The organism is Ruegeria sp. AL7 (assembly GCF_056536105.1).
Genome location: NZ_JBQFJF010000001.1, coordinates 338527 through 361900 on the forward strand (window position 1 = coordinate 338527; position 23374 = coordinate 361900).

Sequence of the window (23374 nt, forward strand, 5' to 3'; positions counted from 1 at the left end):
TCGAGAGGGTGGGGGCTCTGCCCCCACACCCCCGGGATATTTCTAGCCAGAGGAAGCGGGATCCTCTGCTTGCAGATCAAGCACCGTGCAGAGGGTTTCGACGACGGCATCCAAGGCGGTCGACTGCGTATTGACGCAGGATTGTGCAGCCCTTCGGGCGGCTTGAAGGGCATTCTGGTCCGACAGCCAATGTGAAACGGCCTCAGAGAGGTCAGCGGATGTCTGGACCTCGACAGCGCCCTTGGCGTCGATCAGCGGGGCAAAGGTTTCTGCAAAGTTGAAATACCCCGGGCCGGTGATCACTGCGGCCCCGGCCTGTGCCGGTTCAAATGGGTTGTGTCCGCCAATCTCTTTCAGTGATCCCCCAAGGAAAACGATCGGGCAAAGCGCGTACCAGGTTCCGGTTTCGCCCAGTGTGTCGGCAACATACACCTGCGTCGTATCTGTGATCGGTGCGTTTTTTGACCGGAAGGACGCCTTGAGCCCGGCGTTGTTCAGAAGTTCTGCAACCTCACCGCGTCGTTCGGGGTGGCGTGGGATCAGTAGCAGCAGAAGGTCGGGCCAATGCTGCAACAATGCTTTGTGGGCTGCCAGAACGCTGTCTTCTTCTCCGGCATGGGTGGAACTGGCGATCCAGACCGGTCTGGCAGCTAATTGCGCGCGAATGTCATCCAGAGTGTTCTGGTCCACAGGCAGAGGATCGGACATGGCCTTGAGGTTGGTGCCGGGCTGCACGCGTTGGGCAGGGGCACCCATGGCAATCAGGTCGGCAGCTGTTTTGTCGTTTTGCGTTAGGAACAGGCGAAACTTATTCAGAATAAACCTTGCCGTTTTAGGGCGCTTCTTCCATCCGGCGACAGATTTGTCCGACAATCGAGCATTCAGCAGAGCCAGTGGAATGTCGCGCCCTGCGCTTTCGACAATCAACCGCGGCCAGATCTCGCTTTCGACGAAGATCCCGGCATCGGGTTGCCAATGGTCCAGAAAGCGTTGGACCGAGTTGGCTGTGTCAAGCGGCGGGTACTGGTGCCGGGTGCGGGGCGGCAAGCGCTTTTCGATCAGGGCCGCTGAGGTTGGCGTGCCTGAGGTGATCAGAAACTCGGATTTGGGAAGGCAGGTGCCCAGCCGATTGATCAGAGTGAGGACCGACAGGCTTTCGCCGACGCTGGCGGCGTGGAACCAGATCAACTGCCCTGCGGGGCGGGGCTGACTGGCATGGCCAAGACGTTCGTGCTGGCGGTTGGCTGCTACGCCCGCAGCCTCAAGTTTCTTTCGGACGGTTCTCCAGACCAGAGGTGCGGCCAGAGAGATCAGAGCGCAGTACAGGTAGTACAGCGCTGTGGGTCGGTCTTGGGGATCCGGCATGTATCAGCCGCCTGTATGGCTCATATGGCGGCTCATCCGGCCATCGACGGACTGGCGGGAATAGTCGAAGTCGTGACCTTTTGGTTTCAGGTTGATCGCCGCGCGGATGGCATCTTCAAGCGGCTGTTCTGTATCGGGGTGATCCCGCAATGCGCCGCGCAGATCAGCCATGTCCTCCTGCCCAAGACACATATAAAGCTCGCCAGTACAGGTCAGGCGCACGCGGTTGCAGCTTTCGCAGAAATTGTGGGACAGGGGCGTGATGAAGCCGATCTTCTGACCGGTTTCTTCCAGCCTGATATAGCGGGCCGGGCCGCCAGTGCGTTCGGCCAGATCCGTGATTGTGTAATGGTTTTCGTACTCTTTGCGCACGTCCTTGAGCGACCAGTACTGGTCCAGGCGATCCTCGTTGCCGATATCGCCCATCGGCATGACCTCGATCCAGGTCAGGTCCATGTCGCGCTCGGCGCACCATTCAGTGATCTTGGGCAGTTCGGGTTCGTTGAAACCCTTGAGCGCAACAGCGTTGATCTTGATCCGCAGCCCTGCCTTCTGCGCCGCGTCGATGCCGTTCAGTACCTGTTTGAGGCGGCCCCAGCGTGTGACCTTGGCAAATTTGTCGTCATCCAGAGTATCCAGGGATACATTCACACGGCGCACACCGGCGGCATATAGATCTTCGGAGAAGCGATGCAATTGCGAACCGTTTGTCGTCAGCGTCAGCTCTTTCAACGCACCGCTGTCCAAGTGGCGAGTCATGGCGTTGAAGAAAGTCATGATATTGCGACGAACCAATGGCTCACCGCCGGTAATGCGCAGTTTCTCAACGCCCATTCTTACAAAGGTCGAGCACATGCGATCCAGCTCTTCCAGCGTAAGAAGGTCTTTCTTGGGCAGAAAGGTCATGTTTTCGGACATGCAGTAGACGCAACGAAAATCACAGCGGTCCGTAACGGAGACGCGGAGATATGTGATGGCGCGGGCAAACGGGTCGATGAGCGGAGCAGACATGCGACATAGGTAAAGCTGTAACCTGCCTGCGACAAGTGCGAACTGCGCTTTGCACTGGATCACGCCAGCATGGGGTTGTAGTTTCCGGGCATGAAAAAGACATTTGTATTTCTATGCGTTGTTTTGACCGGGTGCGACACTGTCCGGGCAACGACGGAACGTGTATTCGGGTCCGGGGGTGAGGCGGCTGAGGCCGTATCGGATGTCGAAACTGCGCCGGTTGTCGCTGAGGAGGTTCTTCAGCCCGAACCGGTTGCGGCACGCCCCAGTTGGGTCGGGGCCAAAACAACCATTGCCGGGCTTGGTGATCCGACCACGCCAGGACGCTGGATGCAGACGCCGCTGGTCGATAGCGAGGTAACGGCGCGGGTTGTTGTGCCCAAAACCGGCGCGCAGGCCTATATCACTCTGGTTCCTGCCGCAGGCCCGGAAAGTAGCGGCAGTCGCTTGTCGCTGGATGCCATGCGGGCCCTTCTGGTGCCATTGGACGAACTGGTCGAAGTCGCGGTTTATGCCGACTGACTTTTCAGGTATTTGGCTGCTTCGCGGCGGGCAAACGGCTTCATGGCACCACCATGTCTGTCCAAAAACGCGATCACGCGTTCGGGGTCGTGTTTGGACAGTTCCCGCAGCCACCAGGCGATTGATTTCTGAATAAACCAGTCGCGGTCAGGGACATATCCGGCGGCCCAGCCGAGGATACAGTCGCGACGTTGCAGGTCTTCGGGCTTGGGGTGGTTCTGTTTGGTCCAGGGCAGTGTTGCGACAAGGGCCGCGCGCCGGGTCCACATGTGATCGGACTGAGTCCACTGTTCGACGACAATCAGTCTCTCGGGGTCGGCCATCAGTCGTTTTTGCATCGCCATGCAGGCATGATCGGCGACGGCCCAGGCGTCAAAATCCGGTAGCCAGCTTTGAAGCAGGTCCCAAACCTGATCGTCGGGCCGGATGCGGGCCTGGGTCAGAAGCTTGGCCGCGGCAAGGCGCCCTTCGTGGATATCGGTTTGCCACAGCGCCCTGGCCAGCGTGACGCGTTTGTTCACATCCAGCTCTTGCCGCCATGTTTTGGTCAGATCGTTGAGAACCGGATTGGCGACACCCAGATAGACGCGATCCGCCTTGTGATAACTGGCCATCTGACCCGCACGTTCGGGGTCGGCATGGGCTTTGATCTGATCAAGAAAAGGGGTCAGCATTGGGGGCAGACCGGAGCGCCTGTCGGTTCGCCGTCAATCGTCTGGCTGTTCTTTTCGGCCCAATAAGACCGGATGTCGCCGTCCGTCTTGCCATCGACCCATTTCTGCATCGTGTCGCGGTCGGACTTGAATTCCATGAACGGCACTGCATACCCGCAAGAGGTCTGAACCATTTCGATCGACTGGTCATAGATCTGTCGCGCGCTGCGGTGGTTGGGGAAAAGATTGGCCAGTTCATCCCAGCCCTCATCTCTGACGTGCAGAGTGCGGGCTGTGCCATATGTGCGCAGGATCAGTGGGCGCGTGGTGAAGGAGCACCACATCAGTGTCATCCTGTTGACCTGCATCAGATGCCCCGCCGTCTCGTTGCCGCTGCCAGTCAGGTTCATCCAGACGATGCGGTTTGGCCCCAGCACCCGCAGCGAGTCCATACCTTTGGGCGAGATATTGACCTTTCCCTCGGTCCCGGCGGTGCCGACGAAGAACATATGCTGATCTTCGATGAACTTTTGATGCGCGTCATCAAGCCGGGGAAACTGTTTGGACATGGGTCACTCTACCGTCACTGATTTTGCCAGATTGCGCGGCTGGTCTACATCCGTCCCTTTGGCTACAGCTGTGTGATAGGCCAGCAACTGTGCGGGAACCGAATAAAGGATCGGCGCAAGACTGGTGTGAACATGCGGCATCCGGATCGTGCTCCAGACTCCGTCTCCGGCCTCGTCAATTCCATCATCATCAGACACAAGGATCACTTTGCCCTTGCGCGCCATCACTTCCTGCATGTTTGACACGGTCTTGTCGAACACCGTGTCTCGGGGCGCCATGACAACCACGGGCATATGTTTGTCGATCAGGGCGATGGGGCCATGTTTCAACTCTCCTGACGCATAACCTTCGGCGTGGATGTAGCTGATTTCCTTGAGCTTCAGCGCCCCTTCCATTGCCAGCGGATACATCAGGCCACGGCCCAGGAACAGAACGTCGCGCGCCTCGGACAGGCGTTGGGCCGCCTTGCGGATCGCCCGGTTCTGATCCAGTGCCGTGTTCAGCACGGTCGGCAATCCGCGCAGCGCAGCGGCATGATCGGCGATTTCCTCATCCGTCAGGGTGCCGCGATCTGTCGCCGCCTTGAGCGCGAGCATCAGCAAAACGCTTAGTTGACAGGTGAAGGCCTTGGTCGAAGCCACACCGATTTCAACGCCAGCATGGATCGGCAGGGCGATATCGCTTTCCCGAGCAATCGAACTTTCAGGGACATTGACGACAGAAACGATCTTGTCCGCCTTGCCCTCGCAATAGCGCAGCGCGGCCAGGGTGTCCGCGGTTTCTCCTGACTGGCTGACAAACAGCGCCAGTGTGCGACCCGTGATCGGAGGTTCACGATAGCGAAACTCGCTGGCGATATCGACCTCGACCGGCATCTTTGCCAGTTGCTCGAACCAGTATTTCGCAGTCAGGCAGGCATAAAACGCGGTGCCGCAGGCGACCATGGTCAGGCGGTCCAGCTTGCTGAAATCCAGCTCGGCGTTGGGGAACACCACTCGATCACCGCCCGTGGGCAGGTAGGATCGGATGGCCTCGGCCACGACGATAGGCTGCTCAGCGATTTCCTTGGCCATGAAATGCTTGTGCTCGCCCTTGTCGGCGCGCGCATGATCCAGCTTGATCTTGCGCTTTTCCCGGTTGGCCAGTTCACCGGCTTCGTTGCGGATTTCCAGCGATGTTCGGGTCAGAACCGCGCGGTCGCCTTCCTCAAGATAAGTGATCTGGTTGGTCAGCGGCGCAAGGGCAATGGCGTCCGAGCCCACATACATCTCACCATCGCCGTGGCCGATGGCCAGGGGTGATCCTTTGCGGGCCGCTACAATCAGGTCGTCCTCACCATCGAAAAGGAATGCAAGGGCGAAAGCACCTTCCAACTTGTCGATAGTCTTGAAGGCGGCCTCGACCGGGGACATGCCTGTGTTGAGGTGATGTTCCGTCATCAGCGCGACGGTTTCAGTGTCGGTTTCGGTCTTGAAGGCGACACCGTGTTTGGCCAGTTCCGCCCTCAGGTCGCGGTAGTTTTCGACAATTCCGTTGTGAACCACGGCCACCGGGCCCGCCTTGTGGGGATGCGCGTTGTTGACGGAAGGCGCACCATGTGTGGCCCATCGGGTGTGACCAATGCCGGATTTACCGGGCAGCGGATCATGCACCAACAGATCGCTGAGGTTGACCAGTTTGCCGACCGCACGCCGACGACCCAGGACACCGTCATTAACGGTTGCAATCCCGGCGCTGTCATAGCCGCGATATTCCAGCCGTTTCAGGGCTTCTACCAGAATAGGGGCCGCTTCATGCTGGCCCAAGACACCTACAATTCCACACATATCTCAGGCCTCGTTATCGCGGCGAGCCTTCTTCGCCTTCAACATATCAAACAGTTTTCGCGCGTAGCCGGGTTTGTTTTCCTGCTTGGCGCGCGCCACGGCCAACGCCTCGGGCGCTACGTCTTTGGTCACCACGGTGCCTGTCGCTGTCATTGCGCCATCGCCCACAGTGACTGGGGCCACGAGCATGGTGTTGGAGCCGATAAAGACATTCGCACCAATGGTGGTTTTGTGCTTCATCACGCCATCATAGTTGCAGGTGATTGTTCCCGCGCCGATATTCGTCGCAGCACCCACTGATGCGTCCCCGATATAACTGAGGTGGTTGACCTTCGCGCCTTCGGCGATTTCGGCATTCTTGATTTCAACGAAATTGCCTACCCGCGTGTTTTCGGCCAGTTCCGCGCCGGGGCGCAGCCGCGCGTAGGGGCCGACGATGGCACCGCGACTGACATGGCACCCTTCCAGATGGGAGAAGGCCCGGATGCTCGCGCCGCTTTCGACGGTCACTCCGGGGCCAAAGACCACGTTGGGTTCGATAACTGTGTCACGCCCAATCACAGTGTCTGCGGACAGGTATACCGTATCCGGTGCCATCAATGTGACACCCATATCCAGCAGTTCTGCCCGCGCGCGCGCCTGAAATACGGCGTCGGCGGCGGCCAGATCAGCGCGTGAGTTCACGCCCAGCGTCTGCGCCTCGTCACAGGCGACGGCGGTTACGTTCAGACCGCGGTTGCGGGCGATCTCAACTACGTCTGTCAGGTAGTATTCCCCAGAGGCATTGTTGTTTTCAACGGCGTCAATCAGCGAAAAAAGCAACTGGGCATTACAAGCTAAAAGGCCCGAGTTACAAAATGTTATGGCGCGCTCTTCATCTGATGCGTCTTTGAATTCGACAATGCGTTCCAACGTGTCGCCATTCATGACCAACCGGCCATAGCGGGCCGGATCAGCCGCATCGAACCCAAGGATGACCAGGTCATTTTGGGATCGAGCCTCGACCATCCGTTCCAGCGTGTCGGGTTGTAAAAACGGGGTGTCGCCGAAAAGAACCACGATATCACCGTCGAACCCTTCCAGTGCTGTCCTGGCCTGACCGACCGCATGGGCCGTACCCAACTGTTCTTCCTGAACGGCTATCCGGGCATCTTCGTCTTCGTCCTGAGCAACCTTTGCTACAGCCTCGAACCCGTGGCCGGTAACGATCACCGTACGTTCGGGCGACAGGACAGACCCGGCGCGCATCGCGTGAACAAGCATCGGAGCCTGAGCGATGGGATGCAGGACTTTGGGAAGATCCGAATTCATCCTGGTGCCTTTTCCGGCGGCAAGGATGACAAGGGCAATGGTCATGAAATCGTTTTCTCTTTGTGTTTTGTTGCCGACCGTTTTATCCGCTGAGGGCAAAGGCGCAAGCTGTTCGGCCATCAAACAAGATTGCCGATTGAAACAGGACACGGCGAAAACCTGCCGAAACAGGAGGCAACATGCGGACCGTCATCTTCGATCTGGACGGCACATTGGCGGATACATCGGGCGATTTGCTGACAGCGGCGAACCATTGTTTTCGCGAAATGGGGCATGGTGATGTGCTGGTCCATGGGCAGGATGCAGGCATTGCGTTGCGCGGCGGGCGCATGATGTTAACCCAAGGGCTGAAACGCGTTGGAGCTTACGACGAGGACACCGTTCAGACCTATTATCCTGTTCTGCTTGAGGCTTACGCGCAGGATATCGACACCCACACAAGCTTCTATCCGGGAGCGTTACAAGCCGTCGAGATGCTGAGTAACGCGGGCTACGGTGTCGGCATTTGCACCAACAAGCCGGAACATCTGGCCGAATTGTTACTAACACGCATGGGAGTGCGGGATCGTTTTGCCTCGTTGGTCGGGGCGGATACGCTGCCAGTGCGCAAGCCGGACCCGGCCCCTCTGCGCGAGGCTGCGCGACGGGCCGGGGGGGATCCGGCCTGGTGCGTGCTGATCGGAGACTCGGATACCGACCGCAATACCGCCCGAGCGGCAGGGGTCCCATCGGTTTTGGTGACTTTCGGACCGTCAGGAGAGGACATGGCAGCGCTGGAGCCCGAAGCCCTGCTGCATCACTTTGACGACTTGCCCGATCTTGTGCCTGATCTGATCGGTGCGGCAGCCTGAAACCTTGACCGGACCCTGTCGGAGGTCCAGAAAAAGACCATGACGGAAACATTCACTGGTAATTTCACACAGCAGGAACCCCTTCCAGACGACGCAATTGAGGCAGCACTGGCTGTTCTGCGTCACGGGCGGCTGCATCGCTATAACGTGGTCCCCGGTGAGTTGGGGGAAACGGCCCTGCTAGAGCAGGAATTTGCGGCACAGATGGGGTCCAAGTATTGTCTGGCGGTTTCCTCTGGCGGTTATGCGCTTGCCACCGCGTTGCGGGCCGTCGGTGTGCAGCCGGGCGACCCGGTTCTGACCAACGCGTTCACTCTGGCCCCGGTGCCGGGATCAATTGCCTCGGTCGGGGCGCGTGCGATCTTTGTCGGCGTCTCCGAAAACCTGACCATCGATCTGGAGGATCTTGAGGGCAAACTGGATCAGGCCCGTGTCCTGATGCTCAGCCATATGCGCGGGCATCTGTGCGACATGGATCGTCTGATGCAGATGTGTGACGCGGCAGGCGTTATCGTGATCGAGGATTGCGCACACACGATGGGCGCGGCTTGGCGCGGTCAGTTGTCGGGGCGGCAGGGGGCGATCGGGTGTTATTCATGCCAGACCTATAAGCACGTAAACTCGGGCGAGGGCGGTTTGCTGGTTACTGATGACGCGGAACTGGCGGCCAAGGCTACAATGCTGTCGGGCTCATACATGCTGTATGAACGCCATCTGGCGGCGCCGGGACCTGAAGTGTTCGAGCGGATAAAGTACACCACACCCAATGTGTCCGGTCGCATGGACAATTTGCGTGCCGCCATCCTGCGCCCTCAGTTGCGGGATCTGGACCGGCAGGTGAAACGGTGGAACGAGCGCTATCGCGAGATCGAGACCGGGCTGCGCGGCACTCCGGGCCTGACGATAGTCGAGCGACCCGAAGAGGAAACCTATGTCGGGTCTTCGATCCAGTTCCTGCTGCTGGATTGGTCGCCTGAGCGGATAGCGGACGTTACCAGCCGCTGCGCCGCGCGTGGGGTCGAGATCAAATGGTTTGGCGGGGCTGAGCCAACAGGGTTCACGTCGCGCTATGACAGCTGGAGATATTTCGAAAGCGAACGGATGCCGGAAAGTGACCGTGTTCTGGCAGGCATCATGGATATGCGTGTGCCGCTGACCTTTTCGCTGGAGGATTGCCGAGTGATCGCGCGCATCATCCGAGCCGAAGTGGGCGCAGTTTATCAATCCTAGCCAAACAGAGTGCGCTTTCAGCGCACGCTCGACCCTTGAGAGCGCCGCCCGGTCCGGGCGGCGTTTTGTGTTTTGGTCCAGGCTTTCACAAAGATTGACCGGAGACAGATTCGCTGTTAGAGATTTATTGAACACTTGTTCATTAATGCGGAGGGAGGACACAGATGTTCATGGCCACGATGAAGTTTGATCTGGGTGAGGATGTGAACGCCCTGCGCGAGATGGTACATCGGTGGGCGCAGGAGCGCGTCAAGCCGATGGCGGCTGAGATTGATGCCAAGAACAGCTTTCCGAATGAACTGTGGAAAGAAATGGGAGAGCTTGGTCTTTTGGGTGTCACCGTGCCAGAAGAATACGGCGGTGCGGGCATGTCCTATTTGGCGCATACAATTGCTGTCGAAGAGGTCGCGCGTGCTTCGGCCTCGGTTTCGTTGTCTTATGGGGCGCATTCCAACCTGTGTGTGAACCAGATCAAGCTGAACGGTTCGGAAGAGCAGAAACAGAAATACCTGCCGCGCCTGGTCTCGGGCGAACACGTAGGCGCGCTGGCAATGTCGGAACCTTCCGCAGGTTCAGACGTGGTGTCGATGAAGCTGCGGGCGGAAAAACGCAACGACCATTACCGCCTGAACGGCAACAAGTACTGGATCACAAACGGGCCGGACGCGGATACACTGGTGGTTTATGCCAAGACGGACCCCGATGCCGGATCAAAAGGCATTACCGCATTTCTGATTGAAAAAGAGATGAAGGGTTTTTCGACCTCGCCCCATTTCGACAAGTTGGGGATGCGCGGGTCGAACACAGCCGAACTGATCTTTGAAGATGTTGAAGTGCCGTTCGAGAACGTGTTGGGAGAAGAGGGCAAGGGCGTAGCCGTGCTCATGTCAGGTCTGGACTATGAGCGCGTGGTTCTGGCCGGGATCGGCACCGGCATCATGGCCGCCTGTCTGGATGAGGTGATGCCGTATCTGGCCGAGCGCAAGCAATTCGGCAAACCGATTGGCAGCTTCCAACTGATGCAGGGCAAGATTGCCGACATGTATACCGCGATGAACTCGGCGCGGGCCTATGTCTATGAGGTGGCTAAGGCCTGTGATCGTGGGGACGTCACCCGGCAGGATGCAGCGGCGTGCTGTCTTTACGCATCCGAACAGGCGATGGTTCAGGCGCATCAGGCGGTTCAGGCGCTGGGCGGGGCAGGGTTTCTGTCTGACGCACCGGTTAGCCGGATCTTCCGGGACGCCAAGCTGATGGAGATCGGCGCAGGCACCAGCGAGATTCGACGGATGCTGATCGGCCGGGAAATGATGAACGAAATGCGCTGAATGAAGACGCCCCGCAGACGAGGTTACAGCGGGGCGTTTCGATCAAAGGATCAGAAGCGATGAACGTAGGATATACCGACCAGCCAAGGGTCGATGTTCGCAGTGCCAATATCGGCTCCGTTCAGCGTGACGTCCGAGTCGATGTCGAACCAGCGTACATTCAGACGGACCGCACCTTTGTCGGTGATCATGTAGTCGAGACCGGCTTGCAGCGAAACGCCGAAGGAATCATCGACCTTGAGGTTGCCAAGGGCAGATTGCTCGTCAAAGAAGATGGTATAGTTCAGACCGGCACCGACATAGGGCTTCCAGGCGCTATTGGTCGGGAAGTGATAGTTCAGCGACAAGGTGGGCGGCAGATGCTTGACGCTGCCAGCGTCCACGCTTCCGCCCAAGGTGACGTTATGTTTGAACGGGGTCGCGGCCAGCAGCTCGATCCCCAGGTTGTCCTGGATGAAATACTCGGCGGTGAAGATCGGGCGCGTATCCGAGTCGATATCGGCGCTCAGGCCGGCCAGTGTTCCGTTGTTGGATTTCGGGTCCAGGTACCCCACACCGATTCCGAGCGTCCAATCCCCCTGAGATTGGGCAAACGCAGGAGCAGCCAGAGCCACCAACGCGGTGGAAAGGGTCAATGCGGCGAGTTTCTTGGTCATTGTATTGCCTTTGGTTCTGTTGATGACCTTGGTGTTGCAGCGATTGGAACTGCCCACTCTGATCTGCATCAAGTTTATGTGAAGGAGTTGGGTGCAGTTGAACCGCGAAGCGCAGGAAATATAGGGAAAATTCGCCGTGCTGACCGTTGAGCGCATACCAGGTTTGCGCCCGGATGGAGGCTGGGATCTGCCGGACAGGCTGAACATGGCGCAGCAGTGCCTGCGGCATGCGGGGGACCAGGTCGCGCTGATCGATTTGACCGGACCTGACCCGCAGCACATCAGCTTTGCGCAGCTGTCGCAAATGACAGACGGAATAGCCCGCGCATTATTGCGCCATGTGCAACCCGGTGATCGCGTCGGAGTGTTGCTGAGCCAGTCGCCATGGTGCGCGGCGGCCCATCTGGCGATCTGGAAGATCGGGGCTGTGTCGGTCCCTTTGTTCAAACTGTTCAAGCAGGACGCGTTGCGGTCGCGGGTCAGTGACGCTGGTGCCCGGATTGTACTGACCGACGCCGAAGGGGCTGATCTGTTGGGTGATCTGGCCACGCCCTTGATTGCATCGGTGATTGGCGAAGATGGCCCCGCTGTAACATTCGCCACGACCGGCCCTGACGATCCGGCTGTGTTGATCTATACCTCGGGCACAACCGGCAGCCCGAAGGGCGCGCTGCATGGACACCGGGTCCTGACCGGTCATTTGCCAGGCGTTTCGATCAGCCATAATCACTTGCGCGAAGGCGACTGTCTTTGGACCCCGGCGGATTGGGCGTGGATCGGCGGGTTGTTCGACGTGCTGATGCCGGGTCTTGCGCTGGGCATTCCTGTTGTCGCGGCACGGCTTGAGAAATTCACCCCCAAGGCCTGCGCTGACATCATCGCGCGTGGCGGGGTGCGGAACGTCTTTTTCCCACCAACGGCGCTGCGAATGCTCAAGGCAGCAGATCAGGTGATCCCCGGTCTGCGCTCGGTCGCGTCCGGGGGTGAACCGCTGGGTGCCGAAATGCTGGCATGGGGACAGAAGGCCTTTGGTCTGACGATCAACGAGTTTTACGGCCAGACCGAGTGCAACATGGTCGTATCCTCCTGCGCCGAAGATTTCCCTGTGCGCCCCGGCTGTATCGGCCAACCGGTGCCGGGGCATGAGGTTGCGGTGATTGATGAGGACGGAAACCCGACCGGGGACGAGGGCGACGTCGCCATCCGGCACGGCTCGGCCTCGATGCTGCTGGAATACTGGAACCGCCCCGAAGCGACCGCAGACAAGTTTCGCGGCGACTGGCTGATCACCGGCGACCGCGGCGTGTGGGAGGGCGACTATCTGCGATTTGTCGGTCGGGACGATGACGTGATTACCTCCGCCGGGTATCGCATTGGCCCAGCTGAGATCGAGGATTGCCTGCTGACCCACCCGGCGGTGGCGACGGTAGGCGTGGTCGGAAAACCTGACCAGCTGCGGACCGAGATCGTCAAGGCTTATGTAGTGTTGAAGACGGGTGCTGAGGCCACGGAGCGCGAGTTGCAGGACTGGGTCAAAGACCGTCTGGCGCATTATTCGTATCCGCGCGAGGTGGCGTTTCTGGAGGAGCTGCCGATGACGGTGACGGGGAAGGTGATCCGAAAGGAACTGAAGGCGCGGGCGGCGGGGGAATTGAAATGAATAAGATTCTGCGGCGTCTGTCAGGGTTAAAGTGCCCTAAATGTGGGGTGCCGCAGCCCTTGAGTGTTTTGAACACTATGGTTGGCAGTGAGGAGTACGTGCCAGCTGTAAGGTGTGGTAACTGCGAAGCTTGGCTGCGCGTTAAGTCCAAGAATGGGGTTTTTCATTTCTTACTATTGCTTTTTCTGATGACGCTGCCTTTGCCATTCTTGGCACTGGATGAGATTAGTATCAATTTGAACAACCCTGAAGGGCTGTTCAATTGGCCCCTCTCGTCTTCTGCAAAGAGCGTAATCTTCTACATAATTTACTTCGCAGTGGTGGTCTTGCCCATAAGTAATCGGGCATTGAAGGTGGATATCTACAAATGAAACTCACATCCAAAGCCATGCCCGGCTCCGAGGGCTTCAAGACAAACCGCACCGCTCATCTCGATGCGCTGGCGCAAATCTCTGCTGCTGCCGAAGCAGCCCGCATGGGCGGGGGCGAGAAATCCCGCGCGCGGCATGAATCCCGAGGCAAGATGTTGCCGCGCAGGCGGGTGGCGAACCTGCTTGATCCGGGGTCGCCGTTCCTTGAAATCGGGGCGACAGCGGCACATGGGATGTATGGCGATGCAGCACCTTGTGCCGGGGTCATCGCGGGGATTGGCCGGGTGCAGGGGCGCGAAGTCATGGTGGTGTGTAACGATGCCACCGTGAAGGGCGGCACCTATTATCCGATGACCGTCAAGAAGCACCTGCGCGCGCAGGAGATTGCCGAGGAAAACAATCTGCCGTGCATCTATCTGGTCGACAGTGGCGGCGCGAACCTGCCCAATCAGGATGAGGTGTTCCCAGACCGCGACCACTTTGGGCGTATCTTCTACAATCAGGCGCGGATGAGCGCGAAGGGTATCCCTCAGATTGCCGTGGTGATGGGATCATGCACGGCGGGTGGGGCCTATGTACCTGCGATGTCCGATGTGACGATCATCGTAAAGGAACAGGGCACGATCTTTCTGGCAGGGCCACCATTGGTCAAAGCTGCAACGGGTGAGGTTGTTAGCGCCGAGGATCTGGGTGGCGGCGATGTGCACACACGCCTGTCGGGTGTGGCGGATTATCTGGCCGAAGATGATGCACATGCGCTGGCATTGGCGCGGCGGGCTGTCGGGTCATTGGGGGGTGCCGGGCTGAAGCCCGGCCTACTGTTCGAAGCACCCGAGGAGCCAGCTTATGATCCGGATGAAATTCTGGGTGTCGTTCCCGCCGACTTGCGCACGCCCTATGACATCCGTGAAGTGATCGCACGGCTGGTCGATGGCTCTCGGTTTGATGAGTTCAAACCCCGCTTTGGCGAGACACTGGTCACCGGCTTTGCCCATGTCAAAGGGTGCCCAGTCGGGATCATTGCCAACAATGGCGTGCTGTTCTCGGAGGCTGCGCAAAAGGGCGCGCATTTTGTCGAGCTGTGTTCGCAGCGCAAAACGCCCCTGGTCTTCCTGCAGAACATCACCGGCTTTATGGTAGGCCGCAAATACGAGAACGAAGGGATCGCCCGCCACGGCGCCAAGATGGTGACGGCAGTTGCAACGACGAGCGTTCCCAAGATCACGATGCTGGTGGGCGGCTCGTTTGGGGCCGGGAACTATGGCATGGCAGGACGCGCCTATCAGCCAAGGTTTCTGTGGACATGGCCGAACTCTCGGATTTCGGTGATGGGGGGCGAGCAGGCCGCAGGCGTATTGGCGACAGTCAGGCGCGATGGGATCGAACGACAGGGCGGCACCTGGTCGGCCGAGGAAGAGGCCGAATTCAAACGTCCGACGCTGGAGATGTTCGAAGAGCAATCGCACCCGCTTTATGCCTCGGCCCGTCTCTGGGATGACGGCATCATCGACCCGCGCAAAAGTCGCGATGTGCTCGCCTTGTCTCTGAGCGCCGCACTGAACGCCCCGATAGAGGAGACACGTTTCGGCGTGTTCAGGATGTAAGATGAACGTTTCATTGAATGACGTCATGGCACGCTATCCGGGTGCCCAGACTTTCAAGTTTGGTGACAATGCCCGGCTGAGTGCTGAGCTGCTGGCATTGGTACGATCAGGGCGGAAAACGGCAACCTGTGGTGCGTTGCCCGACTATCCCGAAGGCAGCCCTGACACTCCTGTGGTCGGTCGGAGGGATATTGCGATGGAATGGGATGATCGTCCGGCCTTGGTGATCGAAACGGTCGAGGTCTCGACCTGCCGATACTGCGACGTAACCGAGGATTTCGCGTTGGCAGAGGGCGAAAATGAAACGCTTGAGGGATGGAGAGAGGGTCATCGCCAGTATTTCGAACGCAATGGCGGATTTGATCCCGAGATGGTGCTGCTATGCGAGCGATTTCGACTTGTCGAAGATCTGGCGGTTGAGGGGTAAGCTATGTTCAACAAAATCCTGATTGCCAACCGGGGCGAGATTGCTTGCCGGGTTATGGAAACCGCTCAGAGGATGGGCGTATCTTGCGTTGCTGTTTATTCCGATGCGGACGCGGCGGCCAAGCATGTGCAGATGGCGGATGAGGCCATTCATATCGGCGGCCCCGCCCCGGCGGAAAGCTATCTGAAGGGCGATGTGATCATTCAGGCGGCGCTGGATACCGGCGCGCAGGCTATTCATCCCGGCTATGGATTCCTGTCAGAGAACCCCGATTTTGTCGACGCGGTCGAGGCCGCGGGTTTGACCTTTATCGGCCCATCAGAGGATGCGATCCGCAAAATGGGCCTCAAGGATGCGGCCAAGGTGTTGATGGAACAGGCTGGCGTGCCCGTGGTGCCCGGCTATCACGGCGACAATCAGGATCCCGAACACCTGGCGGGGGCGGCTGACGCCATCGGCTATCCGGTTCTGATCAAGGCCGTTGCGGGCGGTGGCGGCAAGGGAATGCGCCTTGTTGAACGGCCTCAGGATTTCGCCGCCGCGCTCGACAGCGCGCGGGGCGAGGCCAAGACCGCTTTTGGCAACGACGCCGTGCTGGTCGAGAAATTCGTGGCCAAACCCCGCCATATCGAAGTGCAGGTGTTTGGCGATGGTAAACATGCCGTGCATCTGTTCGAACGCGACTGCTCGTTGCAACGCCGCCATCAGAAGGTGATCGAAGAGGCTCCGGCGCCGGGTATGACGGCTGAGATGCGCGAGGCTATGGGTCAGGCTGGTGTGCGCGCCGCCGAGGCGATCGGGTATAAGGGCGCAGGCACGGTTGAATTCATTGTCGATGCCTCAGACGGGCTGCGCCCCGACAGGTTCTGGTTCATGGAGATGAACACGCGCCTACAGGTGGAACATCCGGTAACAGAGGCCATCACTGGCGTCGATCTGGTCGAATGGCAGTTGCGCGTTGCGGCAGGAGAGAGCCTTCCCAGGCAACAGGATGATCTGTCGATCTCGGGTCACGCATTCGAGGCCCGGCTTTATGCCGAGGATGTACCAAAAGGGTTCTTGCCGGCGACAGGTACATTGACCCATCTGGTTTTCCCGGCCAACTGCCGTGCGGATAGTGGCGTTCGCACAGGTGACACCATCAGCCCGTGGTATGATCCGATGATTGCCAAAGTGGTGGTGCACGGTCCGACCCGCGCCGTCGCGCTTGAGACGTTGAACCGAGTGCTGCGGGAAACCGAAGTGGCGGGCACCGTTACGAATCTCGCCTTTCTGGGCGCGCTGACCCGCCATGATGGATTTGCCTCGGGTGATGTGGATACGGGCCTGATCGGGCGCGATCTTGATGGGTTGGTGCGGGAAGCGACGACGTCTGCCACAACCGCTGTTGCGGCCGCGATGACCGCACTGAATCTGGTGGATGTCGCGCCTGACACCGGGTTTTCGCTCTGGGCTCCGTTGCATCGGGCGGTGCAATTGTCCGATCAGGGAGAAGTTCTTGATCTGGACGTGCAAGTCGACGGGTCGGATCGCCAGCTTTGGCAGCTGGGCGAACACCGTGTCGTGGCCGAGCGGATCTCGGGGCGGTGGGCGCTGAGCGGCGCACCGATGCCCCGGGTGGCTGTCAGCGGAACTACTTTGACCGTATTTACTGACTACGGTCGCAGTTTCGACGTTATCGATCCGCTTGACCGGGATGCCAGCGCGACGGGTGACACCAACGTGATCGAGGCGCCGATGCCGGGTCTGGTCAAGGCAGTCTTTGCCACCGCGGGGCAAACCGTTCAAGAAGGCGACCGTTTGGCTATTCTCGAAGCGATGAAAATGGAGCATTCGTTGCTGGCCGCGCGAGATGGTGTGGTGGCCGAGGTGCTGGTCAAAGATGGCGCGCAGGTCGAGGCTGGGGCGGCTTTGGTGCGTTTGGAAGAAGAGTGATCTGTACCCGCGCGGTTTGACGTGGCACGGTCGCGCGATCCGTATTTGGAATGAGAACAAGCCATAAGGGGTTCTGACATGGGTGATCTGGTCGAAATCTACGAAGTTGGACCGCGCGACGGGCTACAAAACGAAACACGTGAGATACCGGTTGCCGACAAGGTGGCGCTGATCAATTGCCTCAGCCGCGCCGGATTTCGACGGATCGAAGTTGCAAGCTTTGTCTCTCCTAAATGGGTTCCTCAAATGGCGGGGTCGGCGCAAGTTCTGGCCGGTATTACCCGCGCGGACGGAGTGCGGTACGCGGCGTTGACGCCGAATATGCGCGGATACGAGGATGCGCTGGCCGCCAAAGCGGATGAGATTGCCATTTTTGCGTCTGCTTCCGAGGGGTTTTCCAAGGCAAACATCAATGCCTCGATCGCCGAGTCAATCGAACGGTTCACGCCGATTCTCGAAGCGGCGCGCCATATCGACCTTCCGGTTCGCGGCTATGTCTCTTGCGTGACGGATTGCCCTTATGACGGCCCGACCCCGCCCGAGAAAGTGGCCGAAGTTGCCGACCGGCTGTTTGCGTTGGGCTGTTACGAGGTGTCATTGGGGGACACGATCGGGCAAGGCACGCCAGACAAGATCGCTCATATGCTTCTGGCGGTGCGGGAAAGGGTTCCTGTGACGCGGCTTGCCGGGCATTTTCATGACACCAATGGGCGTGCAATCGACAATATCGATGCGGCACTTTCGCTGGGGGTGCGCGTGTTCGATGCGGCCGTGGGTGGGCTTGGCGGTTGCCCGTATGCTCCGGGGGCCGCGGGCAATGTCGCGACTGAAACCGTTGCAGCGCATTTGCACCGGTTGGGCTACCAAACCGGTCTGGATATCGATGTGGTCGAAGAGGCCGCGCAGATGGCCAAGGCGTTGAGAGGCTAACATGTTCGAAACAATCTCGATTTCAGCAGACGAACGCGGTGTTGCCACGTTAACTCTGGACCGGGCGGAAAAGCACAACGCGCTGTCGGGTCAAATGATCACCGAGCTGACACAGGCCGCGTCGCAACTGGGTCAGGATGGCTCTGTCAGGGTGGTCGTTCTGGCCGCTGCGGGAAAGACGTTTTGCGCCGGTGGTGATCTGGGGTGGATGCAGGACCAGATGGCGGCCGACAAGGCGACGCGATTTGTCGAGGCGCGCAAGCTGGCCGAGATGTTGCAGGCGTTGAACACAATGCCCAAACCCCTGATCGGGGCACTACAAGGCAACGCCTTTGGCGGAGGCGTTGGGATGGCCGCCGTGTGCGATGTTGCCATCGGTGTAGATAGTCTGAAGATGGGACTGACCGAGACCCGGCTGGGGCTGATTCCGGCGACAATCGGCCCTTATGTTATCGCTCGTATGGGTGAGGCGCGGGCACGGCGTGTGTTCATGTCGGCCCGGTTGTTCGATGCGCCCGAAGCGGTTGATCTGGGATTGCTGGCAAAGGCTGTGCCCTCCGAGCAGCTTGCGGCCGCGATAGAAGAGGAAGTTCGGCCCTATCTTTCGTGCGCGCCGGGGGCGGTTGCATCTGCCAAGGCGCTGGTTCGAACTCTGGGACCTCGTATTGATGATGCCACAATCGACCAGACCATCAACGAACTGGTCGAACGCTGGGAAACGGAAGAGGCGCGTGAAGGGATCGCGGCGTTCTTCGAAAAACGTAAACCTGCATGGAATAAGTAAGTTTACCGAGTTTCCGCAAGCCAATGCAAAACGCGCGAAATGCGATTCTATGCCGCGCTGTCAAGCGTATGTTTGATGGTGAACGGGGCTGTGTTCGGTTGACCCTCTGACCCGGCGGGGATAGAGAATGTCCAGTCAACACGCCAATTGACGGCGCACCCGACAAGATGCGTGCGCAAGAAAGGAGCTATTCGTGGAAGACCTGCTGCGGGAGTACCTCCCGATTCTGGTGTTTCTGGCCGTTGCCGTAGGCCTTGGAATCGTCCTGATTCTTGCCGCCGTTGTACTGGCTGTCCGCAATCCCGACCCCGAAAAGGTCAGCGCATATGAATGTGGCTTCAACGCCTTCGACGATGCGCGAATGAAATTTGACGTCCGATTCTATCTGGTCTCGATTCTCTTCATCATCTTCGATCTTGAGATCGCATTCCTGTTTCCCTGGGCCGTCGGGTTCCGCAATATCAGCGATGTCGGCTTCTGGTCGATGATGGTGTTTCTGGCCGTGCTGACCATCGGCTTTGCCTATGAGTGGAAGAAAGGGGCCCTGGAATGGGAGTGATGACCGGTGCAAACACCGCTGGCGTCGACAAGGAAGTCGCCACCCAGGCCCTGAATGCCGAGTTGCAGGACAAAGGTTTTCTGCTGACCTCGAGCGAGGATATCATCAACTGGGCTCGTACCGGTTCGCTGCACTGGATGACTTTTGGTCTGGCCTGCTGCGCGGTTGAAATGATGCACACCTCGATGCCGCGCTATGATGCGGAACGTTTCGGCATCGCCCCGCGCGCCTCTCCGCGCCAATCTGACGTGATGATCGTGGCCGGCACGCTGACCAACAAGATGGCCCCTGCGTTGCGCAAGGTTTACGACCAGATGCCCGAGCCGCGCTATGTGATCTCGATGGGGTCCTGCGCGAATGGCGGTGGTTACTACCACTATTCCTATTCTGTCGTGCGTGGCTGTGACCGGGTAGTTCCGGTGGATATCTATGTGCCCGGCTGCCCTCCGACCGCCGAGGCGCTGCTTTACGGTCTGCTACAGCTACAACGCAAAATCCGCCGCACCGGCACAATTGTACGCTGAGGGGAAGGGTAGATGAGCGAAGCACTCAAAGAACTCGGCACCCAGCTTGAACTGAAACGAGCCGATTGTGTTCTGTCCTGGGATGTGACCCATGGTGAGCTGAACGTCGATGTGGCGCCGTCGAACCTCGTGGAATTCGTAGAATTCCTGCGGTCGGACCAAAATTGCAAGTTCTCGACACTGGTGGATATCACCGGCGTCGATTACCCCGAACGCGCCAAGCGGTTCGACGTGGTGTATCACTTCCTGTCGATGTACCAGAACCAGCGCATCCGTCTGCGGGTTTCGATCCGCGAAGATGACATGGTGCCTTCGATAGTCGATATCCACCCCTCGGCCAACTGGTTCGAGCGTGAGGTGTTCGACATGTTCGGCATCCTGTTCTCGGGCCATCCAGACTTGCGGCGCATCCTGACGGATTATGGCTTCCGTGGCCATCCGCTGCGCAAAGATTTCCCGACCACGGGCTACACCGAGGTGCGTTATGACGAGGCGCAGAAACGCGTCGTCTACGAGCCGGTCAGTCTGGTGCAGGAGTACCGTCAGTTTGATTTCATGTCCCCATGGGAAGGTGCGAACTACATTCTGCCAGGGGATGAGAAACAGGAGACCGAATAATGGGTGGCATCTGGTGGCTGATCCTGTCTGCGCTGACCATCATTCCGATGGTGAAGATTTTGCCGTTCTTCGGGATCAACAAATACTGGTGCCTGCTGTGTCTGGTTCCCTTTGGCACGATCGCATTGCTGTGGTGGGTCGGGCTGAAACTGCAAGAGTTGGAGCGCCGCTGAGATGATAGGTGAGTTGATCATTCTGGGCGCGTTTGGGGTTCTACTGGCCGGGTCTGCGGTCAAGGCGGTCGAGGCCGAAAAGGTCCGGGTTCGGGCCGAAGCAAAGAAGAAACGAGGGCGTTGATGGACGGCTCAAGATATGATGACGGCAGCACGGACGCGCTGAGCGGCGAGCAGAAGATCCGCAACTTCAACATCAACTTCGGCCCGCAACACCCCGCGGCGCACGGAGTTTTGCGTCTGGTGCTCGAGTTGGACGGCGAGATTGTCGAACGTTGCGACCCGCATATCGGCCTGCTGCATCGTGGCACCGAAAAGCTGATGGAAAGCCGGACGTATCTGCAAAACCTGCCGTATTTCGACCGTCTGGACTATGTGGCACCGATGAACCAGGAACATGCCTGGTGTCTGGCCATCGAAAAGCTGACCGGGGTCGAGGTGCCGCGCCGGGGTTCGCTGATCCGGGTGCTGTATTCCGAGATCGGGCGCATTCTGAACCACCTGTTGAACGTGACCACGCAGGCGATGGATGTGGGCGCTCTGACCCCGCCGCTGTGGGGTTTTGAAGAACGCGAAAAGCTGATGGTGTTTTATGAGCGTGCCTGTGGCGCCCGCCTGCACGCCGCCTATTTCCGCCCCGGTGGTGTCCATCAGGACCTGCCGCCCGAACTGCTGGACGATATCGAGGCCTGGAGTCACGAGTTCCCAAGCGTCCTTGATGACATTGACGGGCTGCTGACCGAAAACCGTATCTTCAAACAGCGTAACGCCGATATTGGCATTGTCACCGAAGATGACATCCAGAAATACGGCTTCTCGGGCGTGATGGTCCGTGGATCGGGGCTGGCCTGGGACCTGCGCCGCGCGCAACCCTACGAGTGCTACGACGAGTTCGAGTTTCAGATCCCGGTCGGCAAGAACGGCGATTGCTATGACCGCTATCTTGTCCGCATGGAGGAAATGCGCCAGTCGCTGCTGATCATCCGTCAGGCCATCGCCAAAATCCGCGAGTGTCCCGGTGACGTTCTGGCCCGCGGCAAGATCACTCCACCGAAACGCTCGGACATGAAGACCTCGATGGAGAGCCTGATCCATCACTTCAAGCTGTATACCGAAGGCTTCCACGTGCCTGCCGGTGAGGTCTATGCTGCCGTCGAAGCCCCCAAGGGCGAGTTCGGCGTCTATCTGGTCGCCGACGGCACCAACAAACCCTACCGCGCCAAACTGCGCGCGCCGGGTTTCCTGCACCTGCAAGCCATGGACCACGTTGCCAAGGGCCACCAACTGGCCGACGTCGCCGCAATCATCGGCACCATGGACGTCGTATTTGGAGAGATTGACCGCTAATGCTCCGCCGTCTTCACCCCGAACAACCCGATAGCTTTGCCTTCACCACTGCCAACCAGCAATGGGCCGAAGCGCAGATCACCAAATACCCCGAAGGCCGTCAGGCCAGCGCGGTCATTCCGCTTCTGTGGCGCGCGCAGGAACAAGAGGGATGGCTGAGCCGTCCGGCGATTGAATCCGTCGCCGACATGCTGGGTATGGCCTATATCCGTGTGCTTGAGGTTGCTTCGTTTTACTTCATGTTCCAACTGCAACCCGTTGGGTCGGCTGCGCATATTCAGGTTTGTGGTACGACCTCCTGCATGATCTGCGGAGCAGAGGACCTGATTGCGGTCTGTAAGGAAAAGATCTCGGCGAAACCGCACGAACTGTCGGCTGATGGCAAGCTGAGTTGGGAAGAGGTCGAATGCCTTGGCTCCTGCACCAATGCGCCGATGGCGCAGATCGGCAAGGATTACTACGAAGACCTGACCGCCGAGAGCTTTGGCAAGATCCTCGATGATCTGGTGGCGGGGAAAGTTCCGACGCCGGGCCCACAAAACGGACGTTATGCTGCTGAACCGCTCAAAGGGCTGACCAGTCTGACCGATCATGAGGCCGGAAAGGCCCGGTATAACGCCAGCGTCGAACTGGCCACCGGTATTGGCGATACGGTCAAGCGCATCGACGGGACCGAGGTTCCGATCCTCACCCCTTGGTTGGGCAAGGATGGCAAGGCGGCAGCGACAAAAGCGGCACCGAAGCCGCCCAAAGCGCCAGCCCCGGCGAAACCTGCTGCGAAACAGGCCGCTGAGGCGAAGGCAGCGAAAGAGGACCAGCCCGAAACACTGGCAGGCGCGCGCGACGGCAAGGCAGATAACCTGAAACTGTTGAAAGGCGTAGGCCCCAAGCTGGAGCAGACGCTGAACGAGCTGGGCTTCTTCCACTATGATCAGATCGCTGCCTGGACACCGGAACAGGTCGCCTGGGTCGATGCACGGTTGAAGTTCAAGGGCCGGATCGAACGCGATGGCTGGATTGAACAGGCAGCCAAGCTTGCGGCGGGTGAGGAAACCGAATTTGCCAAACGTGCCAAGGAAGATGGCACCTACAAAGACTAAACGGGTGCCCTATCCGGGC

At 59.0% G+C, this 23374-nt stretch carries 25 protein-coding genes; 18 read left to right on the plus strand and 7 right to left on the minus strand.

Annotated elements, in window-relative coordinates:
- Positions 1-42: 42 nt before the first annotated feature.
- Positions 43-1365, minus strand: a complete 1323-nt coding sequence (locus ACR3E2_RS01690; RefSeq protein ID WP_480481802.1) for a 3-deoxy-D-manno-octulosonic acid transferase — start codon at positions 1363-1365, stop codon at positions 43-45.
- A 3-nt stretch (positions 1366-1368) separates the two neighbouring features.
- On the minus strand, positions 1369-2376 hold the full coding sequence (gene moaA / locus ACR3E2_RS01695) for a GTP 3',8-cyclase MoaA (RefSeq protein ID WP_267362895.1): 1008 nt from the start codon (positions 2374-2376) through the stop codon (positions 1369-1371).
- 90 nt (positions 2377-2466) lie between these two features.
- On the opposite strand from moaA, the gene ACR3E2_RS01700 reads away from it, so the two are divergent.
- Positions 2467-2898, plus strand: coding sequence for a hypothetical protein (locus ACR3E2_RS01700; protein WP_480481801.1), 432 nt, complete (start codon positions 2467-2469; stop codon positions 2896-2898).
- Here ACR3E2_RS01700 and ACR3E2_RS01705 read toward each other — a convergent pair.
- Genes ACR3E2_RS01705 through glmU form a run of 4 tightly spaced genes read right to left on the minus strand, consistent with a single transcriptional unit; the run spans position 2886 to position 7303 of the window.
- The gene (locus tag ACR3E2_RS01705; RefSeq protein ID WP_480481800.1) at positions 2886-3572 is read right to left on the minus strand and encodes a DNA alkylation repair protein; all 687 of its coding nucleotides are present in this window, start codon (positions 3570-3572) and stop codon (positions 2886-2888) included. The genes ACR3E2_RS01700 and ACR3E2_RS01705 overlap by 13 nt on opposite strands.
- A complete protein-coding gene (locus ACR3E2_RS01710; RefSeq protein WP_480481799.1) occupies positions 3566-4120 on the minus strand; it encodes a pyridoxamine 5'-phosphate oxidase family protein in 555 nt (184 codons plus the stop codon). The genes ACR3E2_RS01705 and ACR3E2_RS01710 overlap by 7 nt, the downstream gene beginning before the upstream one ends.
- Before the next feature lie 3 nt (positions 4121-4123).
- Entirely contained in the window at positions 4124-5947 is a 1824-nt protein-coding gene (gene glmS, locus ACR3E2_RS01715; protein ID WP_480481798.1) for a glutamine--fructose-6-phosphate transaminase (isomerizing), read from the minus strand.
- Between the two features lie 3 nt (positions 5948-5950).
- Positions 5951-7303: a bifunctional UDP-N-acetylglucosamine diphosphorylase/glucosamine-1-phosphate N-acetyltransferase GlmU gene (gene glmU, locus ACR3E2_RS01720; protein ID WP_480481797.1), complete on the minus strand. Its 1353-nt coding sequence runs from the start codon at positions 7301-7303 to the stop codon at positions 5951-5953.
- 134 nt (positions 7304-7437) lie between these two features.
- Here glmU and ACR3E2_RS01725 point away from each other — a divergent pair, with 134 nt between their 5' ends.
- The 3 genes from ACR3E2_RS01725 to ACR3E2_RS01735 all read left to right on the plus strand — a co-directional run bounded on the left by ACR3E2_RS01725 (position 7438) and on the right by ACR3E2_RS01735 (position 10667).
- Positions 7438-8109 (plus strand): HAD-IA family hydrolase, encoded by a 672-nt coding sequence (locus ACR3E2_RS01725; RefSeq protein WP_480481796.1) that lies wholly within the window; start codon positions 7438-7440, stop codon positions 8107-8109.
- A 39-nt stretch (positions 8110-8148) separates the two neighbouring features.
- Positions 8149-9339: a DegT/DnrJ/EryC1/StrS family aminotransferase gene (locus tag ACR3E2_RS01730; protein ID WP_480481795.1), complete on the plus strand. Its 1191-nt coding sequence runs from the start codon at positions 8149-8151 to the stop codon at positions 9337-9339.
- Between the two features lie 164 nt (positions 9340-9503).
- On the plus strand, positions 9504-10667 hold the full coding sequence (locus tag ACR3E2_RS01735) for an isovaleryl-CoA dehydrogenase (RefSeq protein WP_480481794.1): 1164 nt from the start codon (positions 9504-9506) through the stop codon (positions 10665-10667).
- A gap of 50 nt (positions 10668-10717) precedes the next feature.
- On the opposite strand, the gene ACR3E2_RS01740 is transcribed toward ACR3E2_RS01735, so the two are convergent.
- A complete protein-coding gene (locus ACR3E2_RS01740) occupies positions 10718-11323 on the minus strand; it encodes an OmpW/AlkL family protein (RefSeq protein WP_209504463.1) in 606 nt (201 codons plus the stop codon).
- Positions 11324-11459: 136 nt separating this feature from the next.
- Between ACR3E2_RS01740 and ACR3E2_RS01745 the strand changes: the two genes are divergently transcribed.
- From ACR3E2_RS01745 to nuoE, 14 genes are all read left to right on the plus strand, one after another.
- Positions 11460-12983, plus strand: coding sequence for an AMP-binding protein (locus tag ACR3E2_RS01745; protein WP_480481793.1), 1524 nt, complete (start codon positions 11460-11462; stop codon positions 12981-12983).
- The gene (locus ACR3E2_RS01750) at positions 12980-13354 is read left to right on the plus strand and encodes a hypothetical protein (RefSeq protein ID WP_480481792.1); all 375 of its coding nucleotides are present in this window, start codon (positions 12980-12982) and stop codon (positions 13352-13354) included. The genes ACR3E2_RS01745 and ACR3E2_RS01750 overlap by 4 nt, the downstream gene beginning before the upstream one ends.
- Positions 13351-14958 (plus strand): carboxyl transferase domain-containing protein, encoded by a 1608-nt coding sequence (locus tag ACR3E2_RS01755; RefSeq protein WP_480481791.1) that lies wholly within the window; start codon positions 13351-13353, stop codon positions 14956-14958. Before ACR3E2_RS01750 ends, ACR3E2_RS01755 begins: the two co-directional genes overlap by 4 nt.
- Before the next feature lies 1 nt (position 14959).
- Positions 14960-15385, plus strand: coding sequence for an ASCH domain-containing protein (locus ACR3E2_RS01760; protein WP_480481790.1), 426 nt, complete (start codon positions 14960-14962; stop codon positions 15383-15385).
- 3 nt (positions 15386-15388) lie between these two features.
- Positions 15389-17320: an acetyl/propionyl/methylcrotonyl-CoA carboxylase subunit alpha gene (locus tag ACR3E2_RS01765; protein WP_480481789.1), complete on the plus strand. Its 1932-nt coding sequence runs from the start codon at positions 15389-15391 to the stop codon at positions 17318-17320.
- 78 nt (positions 17321-17398) lie between these two features.
- Positions 17399-18250, plus strand: coding sequence for a hydroxymethylglutaryl-CoA lyase (locus ACR3E2_RS01770; RefSeq protein WP_267362861.1), 852 nt, complete (start codon positions 17399-17401; stop codon positions 18248-18250).
- 1 nt (position 18251) lies between these two features.
- Positions 18252-19034, plus strand: a complete 783-nt coding sequence (locus ACR3E2_RS01775; protein WP_267362859.1) for a crotonase/enoyl-CoA hydratase family protein — start codon at positions 18252-18254, stop codon at positions 19032-19034.
- A 193-nt stretch (positions 19035-19227) separates the two neighbouring features.
- Entirely contained in the window at positions 19228-19593 is a 366-nt protein-coding gene (locus tag ACR3E2_RS01780) for an NADH-quinone oxidoreductase subunit A (RefSeq protein ID WP_480481788.1), read from the plus strand.
- A complete protein-coding gene (locus tag ACR3E2_RS01785) occupies positions 19584-20117 on the plus strand; it encodes a NuoB/complex I 20 kDa subunit family protein (protein WP_209504454.1) in 534 nt (177 codons plus the stop codon). The genes ACR3E2_RS01780 and ACR3E2_RS01785 overlap by 10 nt, the downstream gene beginning before the upstream one ends.
- Positions 20118-20129: 12 nt before the next feature.
- On the plus strand, positions 20130-20735 hold the full coding sequence (locus ACR3E2_RS01790) for an NADH-quinone oxidoreductase subunit C (protein ID WP_267362853.1): 606 nt from the start codon (positions 20130-20132) through the stop codon (positions 20733-20735).
- Entirely contained in the window at positions 20735-20908 is a 174-nt protein-coding gene (locus tag ACR3E2_RS01795; protein WP_010442775.1) for a hypothetical protein, read from the plus strand. The genes ACR3E2_RS01790 and ACR3E2_RS01795 overlap by 1 nt, the downstream gene beginning before the upstream one ends.
- A gap of 1 nt (position 20909) precedes the next feature.
- Positions 20910-21032, plus strand: coding sequence for a hypothetical protein (locus ACR3E2_RS01800; RefSeq protein ID WP_267362849.1), 123 nt, complete (start codon positions 20910-20912; stop codon positions 21030-21032).
- Positions 21032-22255, plus strand: a complete 1224-nt coding sequence (locus ACR3E2_RS01805; RefSeq protein WP_480481787.1) for an NADH-quinone oxidoreductase subunit D — start codon at positions 21032-21034, stop codon at positions 22253-22255. The genes ACR3E2_RS01800 and ACR3E2_RS01805 overlap by 1 nt, the downstream gene beginning before the upstream one ends.
- Positions 22255-23355: an NADH-quinone oxidoreductase subunit NuoE gene (gene nuoE, locus ACR3E2_RS01810; RefSeq protein WP_480481786.1), complete on the plus strand. Its 1101-nt coding sequence runs from the start codon at positions 22255-22257 to the stop codon at positions 23353-23355. The genes ACR3E2_RS01805 and nuoE overlap by 1 nt, the downstream gene beginning before the upstream one ends.
- Positions 23356-23374 lie beyond the last annotated feature (19 nt).